We start from the raw sequence: 15,662 nt of genomic DNA on the forward strand, positions 1-15,662 counted from the left end.
TGCTAGCCAACTGTGATGGCTTGTTACACTGTGCATGCGTCAAATTGGATTGCGTTCGGCGCCTTACGCAAAACAAGCGGACAGCACTCGCTGCCCGCCCGCTCCTACACCGATCCGTTCTCGCCTCGCCTAGGCGCTACGCCCCCGACCGCCCATTCCGAAGCTGCTTCGATGTCCTCTTCGAGCTCGGAGAAAATAAGCGCTTCTCGCCGATCCGGCTGAAGCAGCCGTCTGGACGAGCGCTCAACGCCTTGTTCTTTTCGAGACTGATGCATGACCGCGCGTACCCCTTCCACGTCGATATCGCTGCTGAAACTAAAGCAGTCGTACGTGTCTAGTGTTGCCCGTTCGATCATTCTTAATCGCCCGAAAATGTCCTATCCCCGACTGTCGACGATCAACGTAACCGGTCCATCGTTAACGAGCGAGACGTCCATCATCGCGCCGAAGCGGCCCGTTGCTACCGTCAAGCCCATGGTACGCAGCAGGTCATTGAATGCTTCGTAGAGCGGCTCTGCCTTCTCGGGGCGTGCAGCCGCCATGAAATTAGGCCTCTTGCCCTTCTTGCAGTCACCATACAGTGTAAATTGCGATACTGACAAGATGGAGCCGCCTGCATCGATAACGGAACCGTTCATTTTCCCGTTCTCGTCTTCGAAAATGCGAAGACCCGCGATTTTGTCAGCCATCCACTTCGCGTCGGTCTCGGTATCTTCGTGCGTAATGCCGACCAGCAGCACTAAGCCGCTGTCGATCGCGCCGACAATCGCGCCGTCTACCGTAACGGACGCGGCTTTGCTGCGTTGTACGACCACTTTCATGTCCCTTTGCCCTCGCTTTGTACCTACTGCATAATGCGCTGTACCGTATAGACGTCCTTCACCCGCTTGATCTTCTCCACGACCGCGTTCAAATGCTCGATATTCCGAATGAGAATCGTCATATGGATCAAAGCCAGCTTGTTCTTATCGGAACGCCCCGTAACTGCGGCGATGTTCGTCTTAATCTCGTTCACAGCCTGAAGAACTTCGTTCAGCAAGCCATTGCGGTTATAGCCGGTAATCTCGATATCGACGCTGTAATTCGCCTCGACGGACTGCTCCCATTCCACCTCGATGACGCGCGCCGCTTCCTCGCCTTCCGTCTCGGCTTGAATGTTCTGGCAGTCGATTCGATGGACGGATACGCCGCGTCCTCTCGTAATATAGCCGACAATTTCGTCCCCGGGCACCGGATTGCAGCAGCGCGCGAACCGTACAAGGAGATTGTCTACGCCTTTGACCGATACGCCAAGCGTCGGGCGAGTCTTGCGCAGCGCGGGAGCCGTCTTTACTTCCCGCTTCTCCGTCGTCAGCTCGAGCTGGTTCGCTTCCTCGGCCTCTTTGCGCAGCTTCTCCGTCAACTTCGTGACGATCTGTGCAGCCGTAATACCGCCGAAACCGATAGCGGAAAGCATGTCGTCAATGTCGTTGAACGTAAATTTGTTGGCCGCTTCCAACAGCTTGTCGTCCGCCATGAACGATGGCGCCTCCAAGCCGAGACGCTTCAGCTCGCGTTCAAGCATATCACGGCCTTTGGCCACGTTCTCTTCGCGCTTCTCCTTCTTGAACCACTGCTTGATTTTGCTGCGGGCATGAGAGGATTGCGCGATTTTGATCCAGTCCTGGCTCGGTCCGTACGAATGCTTGGACGTGAGAATTTCCACGATATCCCCGGTTTTAAGCTTATGATCCAGCGGAACGATGCGGCCGTTGACCTTGGCGCCGATCGTCCGGTTCCCGACCTCAGTATGAATGCGGTACGCGAAATCAAGCGGAACCGATCCCGCGGGCAGCTCGAACACTTCGCCCTTCGGCGTAAACACGAACACGAGGTCGGAGAAGAAATCCATCTTCAGCGATTGAACGAATTCGGAAGCATCGCTGGCTTCGTGCTGAAGCTCGATAATTTCGCGGAACAGCGTCATTTTGTCCTCGAAATTGTTGCCTGGCACGACCGCGCCTTCTTTGTACGCCCAATGCGCCGCGATCCCGTATTCGCTCGTCCTGTGCATGTCCCATGTCCGAATTTGCACTTCGGTCGGTTCGCCCGTCGGACCGATAACCGTCGTATGCAGCGACTGGTACATATTCGCCTTCGGCATGGCGATATAGTCCTTGAACCGGCCCGGCATCGGCTTCCACAGCGTATGGATTATGCCAAGCGTCGCGTAACAATCTTTAATATTGTCGACGATGATGCGGATAGCGAGCAGATCGTAAATCTCGGTGAATTGCTTGTTCCGGTCGTTCATTTTCTTGAAAATGCTATAAATATGCTTCGGCCGCCCGGAAATATCGCCTTCGATGCCCATCTCTTCAAGCTTCTCCGTGATCCGCCCGATGACGTCGCTAATGTACTGCTCGCGCTCGACCCGCTTCTTCTTCATGAGGTTCGCGATCCGGTAATATTGCTGCGGATTCAAATAACGAAGCGCAATGTCTTCCATCTCCCACTTAATGGCGGAAATACCAAGGCGGTGCGCGATCGGGCAGAAGATCTCGAGCGTCTCGTACGCGATGCGTCGCTGCGCTTCCTCGGATTGGTACTTAAGCGTTCGCATATTATGAAGCCGGTCGGCCAATTTGATCAAAATAACGCGGATGTCCTGCGCCATAGCCAGGAACATCTTCCGATAGTTCTCGTTTTGCTGCTCTTCTTTCGAGCGGAACTGGATTTTCTCCAATTTCGTCAATCCGTCGACAATCATCGCGACCGTCTCGCCGAAACGTTCCCGTACTTCCGCCAGCGGAACTGTCGTGTCTTCGACAACGTCATGCAGCAGCGCAGCTATGATCGACAGTACATCCATTTGCATATTAACGAGCACTTCGGCAACGGCAACGGGATGCAAAATATAAGGTTCTCCCGATTTGCGAACTTGGCCGTGATGCGCCGCTTCGGCAAAATCGTAAGCCTCTTTAATGCGCGTAATATCTTGTTCCTTCAGATATGTCGACGCCTTTTCAAGTAACTGCTCTATGCCCATGAAACGTCCCTTTCGGATCCTGTCAAACCAACGCCTTCGTCATGCAGAAAAACGCGGCCGCAGTTCGTATTTCTCCTATTATGCCCTCATAGGACGCATGACGTCAACTATATCGGCCACCACGGTCGACGAAGCCATAGGCTGGGTTGGACTCGAATCGGAGTCGAAACAAGAATACCTACTAAGACGCACTTTCGACATATAACTACAATTAATGACAGGTTGAGTACATCAAAAAACCGCTCGACCCCGAGAGTCGAGCGGTTTGGCCGCAGCTTGTCTTAATACGTAACGAGAGAAAACGTATCGATACCTTCGAGCTTCTCGCGTCCATCCAGATACGAAAGTTCGATCAGGAAAGCCGATCCAACAACCTCGCCGCCCAATTGGCGGATCAGGTTGATCGTTGTCGAGATTGTGCCGCCCGTTGCCAGCAGGTCGTCCGCAATCAGAACGCGTTGTCCCGGTTTGATCGCGTCCTTGTGAATCGCCAGCTTGTCTTTGCCATATTCGAGGTCATAGCTTGCTTCCACAACTTCGCCCGGAAGTTTGCCGCTCTTGCGGATCGGCACGAAGCCGACGCCGAGCGCGACCGCGAGTGGAGCGCCGACGATGAAGCCGCGTGCTTCAGGCCCGGCGATAAGATCGATGTCCTTGTCCGCTACCGCTTGGCGAAGCGATTCGATCGCCGCTTTGTATACTTCACCATTGTTCGTTAAGGTCGTGATATCCTTGAAGCGGATGCCCGGTTGCGGATAATCCGGGATGACGCGAATGTAGTCTTTGAAATTCATGTTACTGCCACTCCTTCTTGTTGTTGACTCGATTTGGTTTGATGATGAATGGATGATGTCTGATCTCTTCGCGTCGCCAGCCACTCGGCGTATTGCGCCGTATTGGCGTAACGTATCGCGCCTTGCTCCGCGTCGGCTTGCCTTTGCCTATAGGATGGCGCCTCCGTCAAATCCCGCTTCGACGGCGGGGTTGTTAGCCGGACCATACCGTCTGAGAGAGCAACCAACTCCAGCTCCCCGAAGACGGCGAACATGAATCGGATTGTCTCGACCGGCCAGCCGAGCATGACGGACAATCTCTCGCCAGCACCTTCCTCGGGCATGTCGCCCAAGCGGCGAAGCGTCTGATAAAGCTTGCCAAAATGTTCCCGGCTCGGATGAAAAGAACGATTGCTTGCATGACCATGACCATTCATTTTGGGCTGACTATATAAAGCATACACGCTTTCGATCGTAACGCAACCGCGAATTGCTTCTTCGATCGCGGAAGCCGAAGGCGGCGTCCCAAGCAAGACGAGCGTCTCATATTCTGTCTGCGGCTCCGCCGGCCAGTCCGTATGGGTCACGACATGCATTCGTTCCCGAATAGACGAATGTTCCACCGCCTCTTCCGCGGCACGCTTCCACGCGTCTGACGGTACGACGACACACGTTCTAGCATGGCCGATTCTCGCCTCATCCATGAGTTTCCGGAACCCTTGCATCGGGGATGGCTCGGAGCGGTAATCGAACAGCTGCACGTGCTCGACGCATAAATCTTGGATCATGAACTGCGCCTTTCGCTGCCCGTTCCATTCATTCGCGGTCAGTTCGCCGATCAATCGGATGCGCGCGCCGTCCGACAGACGATCTGCTAGCGGCCCGTACCCGAATCCGACCGCATCGAGCAGTTTCTTGCTGCCGGCAAGCGCAAGTTTCAGATGTTTGCGATCCTTGCCCATAATCCGTCGGTCGGCAATAACAGCTTGCTCGAGAAGGAGCCGTGGCGAACGGTTCTCCACACCGAACGGCTCCAGTACAGACAATTGTTCTAGAATATCGAGAGTCGCTTCTTCGATATGACAGGTCAAATCGATCGTCGTCTTCGGCACCCAGTCATCGGGCGTCAACCACTCGTCCGCCAAGCGGCCAAGCCGTTCTTCGAATGCATCGAGTTGATCGCGGTGCAGACTCATGCCCGCGGCCGCCTGATGACCACCGTAATGGTCAAGCAGATCGTCGCAAGCGGTCAGCGCAGCATGCAGATCATAGCCGTCGATCGAGCGAGCGGAACCTTTACACATACCGGTGTCCGCGTCGATGCCCAATACGAGCGTCGGTTTGTAATAACGCTCGATAAATTTCGAAGCTACGATGCCGACCACACCGGCGTTCCAGCCTTCTCCGGCAAGCACGATTACGCTCGGCTCCGCGTTCCCTGCATTGCGTGCTGCGGAGCACTTGGCTTCCCAGAGCAGGCTGGCTTCGGCCGTGATGTTCTCCACCACCTGCTGCCTTTCCTTGTTCAATACGTCCAGCTCGTGCGCGAGCCCGGCAGCGGTCTCCTCGTTGCCGGCTGTCAACAGCTCCACCGCCGCGTTAGCATGGGCCAACCGGCCAGCCGCATTGATGCGCGGCGCCATACCGAAAGCGACGTTCGTGGAAGTTGCCTTGGCAGCATCAATGGACGCCACTTCCATCAATGCGCGAAATCCCGGTTTATCCGTCTGCCGAAGGCGGTCGATGCCATGCTTCACCAACACTCGATTCTCGTCCGTCAGCGGCATCAAGTCCGCGATGGTCCCGAGCGCGACAACGTCCGCCCATTCCATCGGCGGGCGGTCAAGCACCGCTTGCGCCAGCTTGAAAGCAACGCCCACCCCAGCTAACCCTTTAAACGGGTATGGACAGTCCTCTTGTTTGGGATTAACAAGCGCGTACGCATCCGGCAGTGTCTCGGGCGGCTCATGATGATCGGTGACAACGACGTCGATACCGAGCGAATTCGCATGGGCGATCTGATGAACGGCGCTAATGCCCGTATCGACCGTGACGATCAGCGTCACGCCCGCTTCGTGCGCGGCATCGATCGCTTTCTCATTCAGCCCGTAGCCCTCCAGCGTCCGATGCGGAATGTAGTGATCGAAGCGCAAGCCGAGCTCGCGGAACAAATAAATCATGAGGGTTGTGGAGGAAACGCCATCCGCGTCGTAATCGCCGTAGATGCGGACGCGCTCCCCGTTCTCTACCGCCTGCCGAATCCGCTTCGCGGCCTTATCCATATCCTTCAGCAAGAAAGGATCGTGCAGGCATTCTTCACCGCCGTAAAGAAAAGTTCGCGCCGTCTCCACGTCACTAGCGCCGCGCTGCACGAGCAGCTTGGCCACAAGCGGCGGCAGCTTCAAAGCCGTCGCCAGCCCCTCAGCCTGCCGTTCTTCCTCCGCGCTCAGCACGGACAGCTTCCAGCGAGTCTTTGACCGTATCAAAAGACGCATCTTCCTTCCTCGTAAATGCTTCCAACAAAAACAAACCGCCGCTGCTATTGCAGCAGCGTCGGCATATGTTCCTGATTCGGATCGTGGTTTGATTTGTAAGGGTATCCCGGATCGTAAGGCTCGACATGGACATTCACGTCGGTGACATGACCGAACCGTTTCATCAAGAAATATTTGACCCGTTTGGCTACCTCGTTGCCTTCCAGCACCGTAATTCTCGGGTTGACGCTAATCACGAGATCGACGACGACATAGTGGCCATGCTCTCTGGCCCGAAGCTCCTCGACCGTCACGACGCCTTCAATCCGCTGCACGGCGGCTTTGAATTCATGGATGTCGGCAGGTTGTTCTTCACAATAGCTGCTTCTTAACACCGAGGCGGTGGCAATACGATAACTGCTGGCAAACACGAGTACGACAATGAGCAGCGATGATGCCGGATCGAAATAATACAGAACCGGAAGCTTCAGCGGTTCTCCTAAAGCAGCGGCGCCAGTGCCGACGAAAGCAGCGAGCGAAGCGTATAAATCCATCCGCCGTTCCTTGCCGGAAAAGAATAACTCCTTCAGCAAGAAGGCCGCAATAACCGTAACGACAGCTGGCCAGCCCGGCCCCTCGTCAACGCCGTCAGCAATCGATTTGATCGCCGAAATACCGACTTCAAGTCCTACAATCATTAGCATAATCGATACGATGACGCCCGTAAAGGCTTCAATTCGGCCTTTCGCCGACTTGAGCCCAGGATCAGCCGTGCCTTGCCGGCTGCGGCGCAGCGCCGTCAGCGTGACGAAAGCCGCCGCCGCGTCCGAAGCGCTGCGGCAGGCATCGGCGAGCAGCGCCTTGCTGCCCATCAACCCGACGCCTGCCTTCACGATCGCAATCCCGGCATTGCCGAGCAAATTCAGCCACGCGGCAGACTCAGCTTTCGCATATCGTTCATTCGGTGTCATGAAACCTAATCTCCCCCTGAATCCCCCGGTTCAGCAAGGGGTCATACGTGTGAAAATCCGTCGCGTCAAGCCGACCGCAGCCTTTGTCAGGCGATTATGAAGTGGCTGGCGTTTTGGCAGCAGTCTTTGGCTTCTCTCTTTTCTTCAGCAGCAGCCAGAACGGGCTCGCGATGAAGATTGACGAATAAGCGCCGCATACCAAGCCGAACAAAATGGCCAACGAGAACATTTTAATCGATTCGCTGCCGAAAATAAACAAGCACAGCGCAGCGACGACTACAGTCATGACCGTATTGATCGAACGGGTAAGTGTTTGCCACACGCTGTCGTTGACGACTTTGGCCAAATCGGCGTGCGATTTGATCTTCGAGAATCGCATATTCTCCCGGATCCGGTCGAAAATGACGACGGTGTCGTTGATCGAGTACCCGATGATCGTCAAGATCGCCACGATGAACGGCAGGTTGACCTGCAGCCGGAAAATCGAGAACAAACTGATGACGATGAACGCGTCATGCAGAAGCGCGACGACCGCCGCGATCGCGAAGCGCCATTCAAACCGGATGCTGACGTATATGATGATCCCAATGCTGGCGATCAGCACCGCTTTCAACGCATTATACTCCAACTCGCGGGCCATCTCAACGTCGACGGTATTGACCTCGAACGAAGCGGACTTATCGAATTTCTCGGTAAATCCAGCACGGAGCGCCTTCTCCTGCGCATCCGTCAAAATCTCATCGAAGCGCATCGTCACCCGCGTCGCGCTAATGGTCAAGTGCGGATCGTGCAAGCCGCTGTCTTTGATGTACGACACAATCTCGTCTTTCTTCGCGCTCAGATCGGTTTTGACGACGACGTCGACATTCGAACCCGCGCTGAAATCGACGCCGTAATTTAACCCCAACGCCGCCAGCACGATTATCCCGAAGATCGTGATCGCGATAGAGAAGATAAAGAAATATTTACTCTTATCGACGAAACTAAATGAGCGGTTGTTCTCGCCAAAATAATTAAAGCGCACGGATTTCACTCTCCTTCACGCCAAGTAAAGTCGTTTTCTTAATGATGTTGCTGCGAATCAGGAGAGAAAGAATGAAACGCGAGAAGAAGACGTTCGTAATAATACTGACGACTTCTGTGAGAAGCAGCACGACCGCGAACCCTTTGACCGCGCCCGTCCCGATGAAGAACATGACGAGCGCCGCGATAATGGTCGTAACGTGCGCGTCGATGATCGTCAAGAACGAACGCTTCGAGCCGGCGCGGTGAGCGGATAGAATGCTCTTACCGCTGCGAATTTCTTCCTTGATCCGTTCCGCCATAATGATATTCGCGTCAACCGCCATTCCGATCCCTAGAATAAACGCGGCGATGCCCGGCAAAGTCAGCGTCGCGTTAATGAGCTTGAAGCCCAGCAGGAGCAGCCAGATGAACGAGATAATAGTGAAGCTGGCGACAAGACCCGGAATACGGTAGAACACGATCATGAAGATCAGGATCAGCACGGTACCAAGCCCGCCGGCGAACAGCGTTTGCTGCAGAGATAGCTTACCCAGCGAAGCGCCGACGCTCTGCGTATATTTCTCCGTCAGTTTAAGCGGTAGCGCGCCCAGGTTGATTTTGTCTGCCAAGTCCTTCGCTTCCTCGCGCGTGAAGTTGCCTGTGATGACGGCTTCACTGCTGTTAATCTCTTGCGAGACCGCCGGAGCGGAGATTTGTTCTTCGTCCATATAGATCGCCAGCTGGTTCTTGCCCGAAGGCAGCGCGGCGATTGCTTTCGTCACGTCGCCGAATTTGGAAGAGCTCTTCAGTTTGATCGTAATTTCGTAGCCGCCGAGCGTCGTCATCCGATAGCCCGCGCCGCCTTCCACGAAATCCGTGCCCGTCAATTCGGTTTTGCAATAGCTCGTCCCTTCCGTACAGCCCACCATGCTTCGAAACGTCAAGGTAGATGGCGTTTTCAAAATTTCGCGCACGTGCGCCTCGTCGGTGACGCCCGCGATTCTGACCCGGATGCGATTTGCGCCTTCCGGCGTAATTTCCGGTTCCGCAACGCCAGTCTTGTTCGCACGGCGTTCGAGACTTTTGGCCGTCTCGCGCAGGGAGTCCTGCGTGACTTTCCCGCCTTCGTTGAGCGGTTGCGCTTCGTACAAAATCTCGAAGCCGCCCTTCAGATCGAGGCCGAGGTTAACCTGTTTGACGAGCCATGGGCTTGTCGCTGCCACTACGCCGAGCGTAAGCACGACGGTGAGCACTAATGCCAGCAGACGGTTCATAATACCTGTGTTCCCCCTCTTATGTAGTGAATCGTCCGGCATTGCCGCACGATTCTATCCGCGATTGCGAGCAGACGCGCGTATTCGAACCACGCGCCGGTCGCCGCCATTTCACCACTTATTATAGCCCTGCAGGAAAATCGAGTCAAAAAAAGAGCCCCATCTGTTAAAAATGGGTCCCCTTGTACGCGCTGATCGTCAGGAAGTTCATGAATTTCGTCACCTTAAGCGATAAAATATCGTTCACGACCTGATGCATCGCGGGCTCCCCCGTCTTCGCGTATTTCTCACTGACACACTCCCAAATCTCTTTCCCCGTCACATATTCATATCCGATCATCCGAAACTCCGCCGCCTTGCTCTCGCATAGCGATTCAATGGAACGCGCCCACTCTTCTTCGGTCATCTATTTGCCCCCCTGCCTTTTGACTCTTGACTGTTCATTTCGTCAGCCATCCAACATATTCCTGCCTTTTTCGCGAAAAGCCCGCATCGCAATTTCGAAGACATGGAATTGGACATCCCCTGCATAGCTTAGAACACATGGACATGTTCGCAAAGCGAGGGAATCGATGTGACGAAGCAAACTTTTATCAAAGGCGCACTGATCTTGCTGGCGGCCGGCGTGTTGAACCGCATACTCGGCTTTGTGCCGCGCATTGCCCTGCCCCGGATTATCGGCGCTGAAGGCGTGGGGCTCTACCAACTCGTGTACCCTTTCCTGATCGTGCTATTGACGATCATTACGGGGGGTATCCCGCTCGCCGTCGCCAAATGGATCGCGGAGGCGGAGTCCAAGGGGGACGTTCGCCGCGTCAAGCAAATTTTCCGGGCGGCAATGGGGCTCTCCGTTCTGCTCGCGCTTGGCTTGACGCTCGTATTCGCGCTGCTCATCCCTTGGATCTCGACCAACCTGATGACCGATTCCCGCGTTTATCGCACCTTGCAGGTCACGACTCCGCTCCTCCTGATCATTGGCATCGGATCTGTATACCGAGGTTACTTTCAAGGCATGCAAAACATGATTCCGACGGCTTTGTCCCAAACAGTTGAGACGATCATTCGGATCATCGGGTCGCTGCTGTTCGCCAGTTGGCTGCTGCCCTACGGCATCGAGTGGGGCGCAGCAGGCGCCATGCTGGGCGTCGTCGCAGGCGAGATTGCCGCGCTGGCGGTCCTGCTGTGGAATTACAAAGCCAACCGCACCAAGGATGTCGGCGCCGTACAATCGGCAAGCGAAGCCGTTACAAACGGAGACAAGCAGCCGTTAACGGATGCGAAGTCCACGCTTTCGACGCGCAGATTGCTCAAGCGTCAACCGATACTGCGACGTCTAATCGGACTGTCCGTCCCCGTAACGGCGAGTAAATTAATTGGGTCTTTCTCCTATTTGTTCGAATCCATCTTGACGGCCCGGGCTCTAGCTGCCGCCGGCTTGCTTGCCGCGGAAGCGACGGCGCTCTACGGCGCGCTGCAAGGCATGATCATCCCGATTCTATTGCTTCCCACCGCGCTCACATATTCTTTAGCCGTCTCGCTTGTCCCCAATTTGTCGGAAGCGGCCGCGAAGGGCGACCGGGTAACGATTCACAAGCGGCTGCACCAATCGATGCGGTTGTCGCTGGTCACCGGGGCGCCGTTCATCGTAGTAATGGGGTTGTTCGCCGAGCCCATCTGTCTGCTGTTATACGATCACGCGGACATCGCGCCGATGCTGAAATGGATGGCACCGATTGGCCTATTCATTTATTTGCAGGCGCCGCTCCAAGCCGCCCTTCAAGCACTGGACAAACCAGGCACTGCCCTCATGAATACGTTAATCGGCGCGATCGTCAAGCTGGTCCTGATCACAGAGCTTGCTTCCCAGCCCGAGTTCGGTATTTACGGCGCTCTCATCGCCATTAACGTCAATATCGCTCTCGTGACGTTGCTGCACTGGTTCAGCGTCATCCGCGCGGTAGGTTTTAAAATGCAGCTGCTGGACTTCGTGAAAGTCGGCGCTGCCATGATCATCATGGGCGCAGCCTCGCTATGGGTGATGAATCGGCACCTGCTTCCGGCTTCCTGGCACAATTTACTGCTCGCTTCGTTCTTGGGGATGCTGCTCTACATCGGATTGATGATCAAGATGGGCATTGTGAACAAAGACGATGTCGCCCGGATCCCCATCGTGGGCAAATGGATTCGTCCGCGCACGCCCTGACGCACGACTCTCGTCTCGATTATGTGCGCGGACGCCGCATCGGATCGATGAACAACTTCCCTTTGTGATCGATTGTACAAAGAAACACCTGCTTCGCATCTTGCACCCCGCGCTGTTTCAGCTGCGTATTGAGCCAGAAGCGGTCCTTTCCGATCATCTGAATGTTGTCCTCTACGATTTTGCCGTCCATTATGAGCGGAACCGGCAGCGACTCGAAGCGGAAATTTTTCGGAAACGGCTTCGCAAGCGGCGTCTGGGCGATTGCGCCCTGCGCGGGTTCCGCTTCTTGCGGCCCGCTGCCTTTCTTTTTCTCTTTCGGGAAAATAGATAGCTTGCCCGTCGTCTCCAGCACGGCAAATTCCACGTCTGCGACGGTAGGCAGCTTGTTCTCCCTCAATTGAAGCAGCAGATCGTCCAGGTTGTACCGCTGCTTACGCATGGCGTCCCGGTTCAATTTGCCGCGCTCGATGAGGACCGTCGGCTTCCCGTCGAACCACAATCGAAGCTTACGGCTTTTCAGTGTAATGAAAGCCAGAAACACCTGGACGACGACAAGCACCGCCATCGGCGTGATCCCATCGATGAACGGGCGGTCCGTATCTTCGATAACGATAACCGCAATCTCCGCAACCATGATGGAGATGACCATGTCGAACACGGACAATTTTCCGATCTCCCGCTTGCCCATCAGTCGTATAACGATAAACACGACAAAGTACATTCCAAAAGTTCGGATTGCGTTGTCCCAAATGTCCAAACTTCAGCGCCTCCTTCGTATTACCGTGCGGCGGCAGGCGAAGCTGACCTCCTTCTATCCGCTGCGTACAGCTATTGTCACCGGAGGCAAATGAGCTAATACGAATGCACCTTTTCGAATTTATGGGAACATCGGGACGCGTTGTACTAATCGCGGCAGCTTGGCCATATGGTGTACTAACCGCATTTGGTTCTAGGTCTAATGACAAGGAGGAGTCGACGAATGAAACATGTTGCGAAAGTTCGGATTCCATCGCCTATGCTCTCCGGCATCGTGTATGCCGCAGTCTGGCTTGCGCTGGGCGCGCTCGCGCTATCGCTGCTGCTGCGCTTCGGGAACATGGAAGAGAATCAGCTTGGCCTATACAGCTTAATCGTGCACGGCATTGCCGCGCTGTGCGGCGGATTTGTCTCCGGCAGGCGTTCCGGTAAACGGGGCTGGTATAATGGAGGGGCGCTTGGTTTTGCTTACGGCGTTCTCGTGCTGCTCGTCGGTTTCCTGGCCACGAACGCTGGTCTTACGCCCAGCACGCTCACGATGATGGGGATTGCGCTTGGGAGCGGCGCGCTCGGCGGCATGTTCGGAGTCAATACGAGTAAATAATAGGAAATGCCATTCCCTCTCCCTTAGATTGTAATCCCCCTGGTCATTTGTGCTATACTAGATCGAGTTGCTTCCTTGCAATTTCGGTAAACATTTAGGGGGATATCAATACGATGGTTTTGTTTCAAAATATGACAACGGTCACGATCTACACGACTTTGACCGTCATTGTGCTGCTCTGGTATGCCGGGAAAGCCAATCCGTTCCGCATTGGCGGACATTTCCTTCGCGAGCTGGCGACCTCCCGCTCCTATCTGCTGCATTTCGTCGCGCTGCTCGGCATTTTGTTCCTCAATAAAATCGAATTGACGGTAGAACAGAAATATTTTCAGAATACCGCCGATTACGCAGGTTTCTTCCAATCCATTGAAGGCAGCTTCGTAAGCAACCTTCAGCATACTTTCGAGAATCCGATCTTGACGACCGTTCTTGCTTTCATTTACGTCGTCGTCTTCCAGTCGCTGCTCATCACGTCGATCGGCGTCTATACGTTCAAAGACACTACCAAACGGATGTTTTATGCGACCTGCTACGCGATCATGATCAACTATTTGGTCGCGATACCGTTCTACCTGTTTCTCCCCGTCAATGAGGTGTGGTATCACGATTCGAGCGTCCGTTTCTTAATGCTGGACGTGTTCCCGACGTTCGAGAACGAATATCGCGCATTGTCCGGATTGAACAACTGCTTCCCGAGTCTGCATACGTCGATTTCCGTCACGCTGGCCGTATTGGCTTTCCGGTCCGGAATTAAGCGTTGGGCGTGGTTCTGTGGCATTATCGCAGCTTGCGTCATCTTCGCGATCTTCTATCTCGGCATTCATTGGTTGATCGATATGTGCGGGGGAATGCTGCTTGGCCTGTTCGCCTCCACAATGGGCTTGCGGTTAAGCCAAATGACTGTACGTCTGCGCACGCGCCGCATCGGCCACATCGCTGCAGCCAGAACCCTAACAAGAGAAGAAGCCAATTAATTCGGTTTCATGTCCATAAGCCAGCTTCCGATTCCCGGGGTTGGCTTTTTTGGTTCGGCAGTATGCCGGGCTTTATCGCATGCTAAAAACCCCGGCGCTTCCGCGCCGGGGTTCTTGTCATAGCCGATTACGCCTTCACTTCTTCGGCTTCCTTCTTCTCTACCGTTTGCGTCGAGCTTGCGCTCGATACGTTGTTGATCGCGCTGCGATCAAACGTGATCTTCGTCGCGTCGTTCACGCGAAGTACGACGGTGTCGTCCGTAATCTCGTGAATCGTACCGTGCATGCCACCGATCGTCACGATCTTATCGCCTTTCTTCAACTGGGACAGCATCGTTGTACGCTGCTTCTGTTTGCGCTGCTGCGGGCGAATAAGCAAGAAATAAAAGACCGCAAACATTAGCACGAAAGGTAAAATAGAACCAAGAGCTCCCATTGCAAAAATCCTCCTTTAAAATCCTTTATCATTGTCAAACAGGCCGTACTTGGCAAAGAAGGCATCCCGGAAATCGAGCAGCCGGTCGTCCATAATTGCTTGGCGTACGTCTCGCATGAGCTGAAGCAAGAAGTGCAAATTGTGATACGTTGTCAGACGGAGGCCAAACGTCTCATCAGCTTTAATGAGATGGCGGATATACGCTCTCGAATAGTTCTGACATGTGTAACACGAGCATTCCGGATCCAACGGGCCGAAGTCTTCCGTAAATTTCGCGTTCTTGATGACCAGTCGGCCGGAGCTTGTCATGGTTGTACCATTGCGCGCAATACGGGTCGGCAATACACAATCGAACATATCGACGCCGCGGATCGATCCTTCGATCAAGGCATCCGGCGATCCGACGCCCATCAGATAGCGTGGTTTGTTGGAAGGAAGCAGCGGGACGGTAACGTCCAGCATGTTGAACATCAGGTCTTTAGGCTCACCTACGCTTAGTCCTCCAATAGCATACCCCGGGAAATCCATGGAAGTCAAATCGGCCGCGCTCTGCTTGCGCAGATCCTCGTACATGCCGCCCTGCACGATTGCGAACAGCGCTTGATCATGCGGTCTGGCATGGGATTTGAGGCAGCGTTCCGCCCAGCGCGTCGTCCGCTCCAGCGACTGCTTCACGTATTTGTGGTCCGCTGGATAAGGCGCGCATTCGTCAAAGGCCATCATGATGTCCGGACCAAGGGCGTTCTGGATCTCCATCGCTTTCTCTGGCGAAATGAACAGCTTGTCGCCATTCAGATGAGAGCGGAACTCGACCCCTTCTTCCTTAATTTTGCGCATGTTGCTCAAGCTGAACACTTGGAAGCCGCCGCTGTCGGTCAGGATGGGCCGATCCCAGTTCATGAACTTATGAAGACCGCCGGCTTGCCGGACAATCTCATGACCGGGACGTAGGAACAAATGGTACGTGTTGCTCAAAATAATATGCGCGTCCATCTGCTTTAATTCTTCCGGACTCATCGTCTTAACCGTCGCCTGAGTACCGACCGGCATAAACGTTGGGGTATCGATGACGCCGTGCGGCGTATGTACGCGTCCGAGCCTTGCTCCCGATTGCTTGCAAACTTTAATCAATTCGTATTTTATCGCCACTGTGCACTCTTCCAT

15 protein-coding genes are annotated in these 15,662 nt (G+C 54.6%); 3 read left to right on the plus strand and 12 right to left on the minus strand.

Annotated features, from left to right (window positions below; genetic code table 11):
* Window positions 1–104 precede the first annotated feature (104 nt).
* The 9 genes from ACFFSY_RS14875 to ACFFSY_RS14915 form a co-directional block, all read right to left on the minus strand.
* Window positions 105–356: a hypothetical protein gene (locus tag ACFFSY_RS14875; protein WP_377495272.1), complete on the minus strand. Its 252-nt coding sequence runs from the start codon at window positions 354–356 to the stop codon at window positions 105–107.
* 21 nt (window positions 357–377) lie between these two features.
* Window positions 378–821, minus strand: a complete 444-nt coding sequence (gene dtd / locus ACFFSY_RS14880; protein WP_377495274.1) for a D-aminoacyl-tRNA deacylase — start codon at window positions 819–821, stop codon at window positions 378–380.
* Between the two features lie 23 nt (window positions 822–844).
* The gene (locus ACFFSY_RS14885) at window positions 845–3,028 is read right to left on the minus strand and encodes a RelA/SpoT family protein (protein WP_377495276.1); all 2,184 of its coding nucleotides are present in this window, start codon (window positions 3,026–3,028) and stop codon (window positions 845–847) included.
* A gap of 281 nt (window positions 3,029–3,309) precedes the next feature.
* Entirely contained in the window at window positions 3,310–3,822 is a 513-nt protein-coding gene (locus tag ACFFSY_RS14890; protein WP_377495278.1) for an adenine phosphoribosyltransferase, read from the minus strand.
* A complete protein-coding gene (recJ, locus tag ACFFSY_RS14895) occupies window positions 3,819–6,287 on the minus strand; it encodes a single-stranded-DNA-specific exonuclease RecJ (protein ID WP_377495280.1) in 2,469 nt (822 codons plus the stop codon). Before recJ ends, ACFFSY_RS14890 begins: the two co-directional genes overlap by 4 nt.
* Before the next feature lie 53 nt (window positions 6,288–6,340).
* Window positions 6,341–7,246 (minus strand): cation diffusion facilitator family transporter, encoded by a 906-nt coding sequence (locus ACFFSY_RS14900; RefSeq protein WP_377495282.1) that lies wholly within the window; start codon window positions 7,244–7,246, stop codon window positions 6,341–6,343.
* Between the two features lie 94 nt (window positions 7,247–7,340).
* Complete coding sequence (secF, locus tag ACFFSY_RS14905; protein ID WP_377495284.1) at window positions 7,341–8,270, minus strand: protein translocase subunit SecF; 930 nt, start codon at window positions 8,268–8,270, stop codon at window positions 7,341–7,343.
* Entirely contained in the window at window positions 8,260–9,525 is a 1,266-nt protein-coding gene (gene secD / locus ACFFSY_RS14910; protein ID WP_377495286.1) for a protein translocase subunit SecD, read from the minus strand. The genes secF and secD overlap by 11 nt, the downstream gene beginning before the upstream one ends.
* A gap of 166 nt (window positions 9,526–9,691) precedes the next feature.
* Complete coding sequence (locus ACFFSY_RS14915) at window positions 9,692–9,931, minus strand: post-transcriptional regulator (protein WP_377495288.1); 240 nt, start codon at window positions 9,929–9,931, stop codon at window positions 9,692–9,694.
* Between the two features lie 168 nt (window positions 9,932–10,099).
* Between ACFFSY_RS14915 and spoVB the strand changes: the two genes are divergently transcribed.
* Window positions 10,100–11,728, plus strand: a complete 1,629-nt coding sequence (gene spoVB / locus ACFFSY_RS14920; protein WP_377495290.1) for a stage V sporulation protein B — start codon at window positions 10,100–10,102, stop codon at window positions 11,726–11,728.
* 19 nt (window positions 11,729–11,747) lie between these two features.
* On the opposite strand, the gene ACFFSY_RS14925 is transcribed toward spoVB, so the two are convergent.
* Window positions 11,748–12,449: a DUF421 domain-containing protein gene (locus ACFFSY_RS14925; protein ID WP_446686135.1), complete on the minus strand. Its 702-nt coding sequence runs from the start codon at window positions 12,447–12,449 to the stop codon at window positions 11,748–11,750.
* Window positions 12,450–12,707: 258 nt separating this feature from the next.
* On the opposite strand from ACFFSY_RS14925, the gene ACFFSY_RS14930 reads away from it, so the two are divergent.
* Both ACFFSY_RS14930 and ACFFSY_RS14935 read left to right on the plus strand, forming a co-directional pair.
* Window positions 12,708–13,088: a TIGR04086 family membrane protein gene (locus tag ACFFSY_RS14930; protein ID WP_377495294.1), complete on the plus strand. Its 381-nt coding sequence runs from the start codon at window positions 12,708–12,710 to the stop codon at window positions 13,086–13,088.
* Between the two features lie 113 nt (window positions 13,089–13,201).
* Entirely contained in the window at window positions 13,202–14,062 is an 861-nt protein-coding gene (locus tag ACFFSY_RS14935; protein WP_377495296.1) for a phosphatase PAP2 family protein, read from the plus strand.
* A 127-nt stretch (window positions 14,063–14,189) separates the two neighbouring features.
* Here the strand turns inward: ACFFSY_RS14935 and yajC are convergent, their stop codons facing one another.
* Together yajC and tgt are read right to left on the minus strand one after the other, a co-directional pair.
* Window positions 14,190–14,498, minus strand: a complete 309-nt coding sequence (gene yajC / locus ACFFSY_RS14940; protein ID WP_377495298.1) for a preprotein translocase subunit YajC — start codon at window positions 14,496–14,498, stop codon at window positions 14,190–14,192.
* A 15-nt stretch (window positions 14,499–14,513) separates the two neighbouring features.
* Window positions 14,514–15,662 carry a tRNA guanosine(34) transglycosylase Tgt gene (gene tgt / locus ACFFSY_RS14945; RefSeq protein ID WP_377495300.1) on the minus strand — a complete coding sequence of 383 codons (1,149 nt, stop codon included), beginning with the start codon at window positions 15,660–15,662 and terminating at the stop codon, window positions 14,514–14,516.

Origin of the sequence: Paenibacillus aurantiacus (assembly GCF_042431225.1) — a bacterium.
GTDB classification, from domain to species: domain Bacteria; phylum Bacillota; class Bacilli; order Paenibacillales; family Paenibacillaceae; genus Paenibacillus_Z; species Paenibacillus_Z aurantiacus.

What these genes read in the sequence shown, in the direction of transcription:
- ACFFSY_RS14925 (WP_446686135.1), bottom strand. Translation starts at nt 12,449, where the DNA reads ATGTACTTTGTCGTGTTTATCGTTATACGACTGATGGGCAAGCGGGAG.
- ACFFSY_RS14900 (WP_377495282.1), bottom strand. Translation starts at nt 7,246, where the DNA reads ATGACACCGAATGAACGATATGCGAAAGCTGAGTCTGCCGCGTGGCTG.
- ACFFSY_RS14890 (WP_377495278.1), bottom strand. Translation starts at nt 3,822, where the DNA reads ATGAATTTCAAAGACTACATTCGCGTCATCCCGGATTATCCGCAACCG.
- secD (WP_377495286.1), bottom strand. Translation starts at nt 9,525, where the DNA reads ATGAACCGTCTGCTGGCATTAGTGCTCACCGTCGTGCTTACGCTCGGC.
- ACFFSY_RS14875 (WP_377495272.1), bottom strand. Translation starts at nt 356, where the DNA reads ATGATCGAACGGGCAACACTAGACACGTACGACTGCTTTAGTTTCAGC.
- dtd (WP_377495274.1), bottom strand. Translation starts at nt 821, where the DNA reads ATGAAAGTGGTCGTACAACGCAGCAAAGCCGCGTCCGTTACGGTAGAC.
- ACFFSY_RS14935 (WP_377495296.1), top strand. Translation starts at nt 13,202, where the DNA reads ATGGTTTTGTTTCAAAATATGACAACGGTCACGATCTACACGACTTTG.
- ACFFSY_RS14885 (WP_377495276.1), bottom strand. Translation starts at nt 3,028, where the DNA reads ATGGGCATAGAGCAGTTACTTGAAAAGGCGTCGACATATCTGAAGGAA.
- ACFFSY_RS14915 (WP_377495288.1), bottom strand. Translation starts at nt 9,931, where the DNA reads ATGACCGAAGAAGAGTGGGCGCGTTCCATTGAATCGCTATGCGAGAGC.
- yajC (WP_377495298.1), bottom strand. Translation starts at nt 14,498, where the DNA reads ATGGGAGCTCTTGGTTCTATTTTACCTTTCGTGCTAATGTTTGCGGTC.
- tgt (WP_377495300.1), bottom strand. Translation starts at nt 15,662, where the DNA reads ATGGAAGAGTGCACAGTGGCGATAAAATACGAATTGATTAAAGTTTGC.
- ACFFSY_RS14930 (WP_377495294.1), top strand. Translation starts at nt 12,708, where the DNA reads ATGAAACATGTTGCGAAAGTTCGGATTCCATCGCCTATGCTCTCCGGC.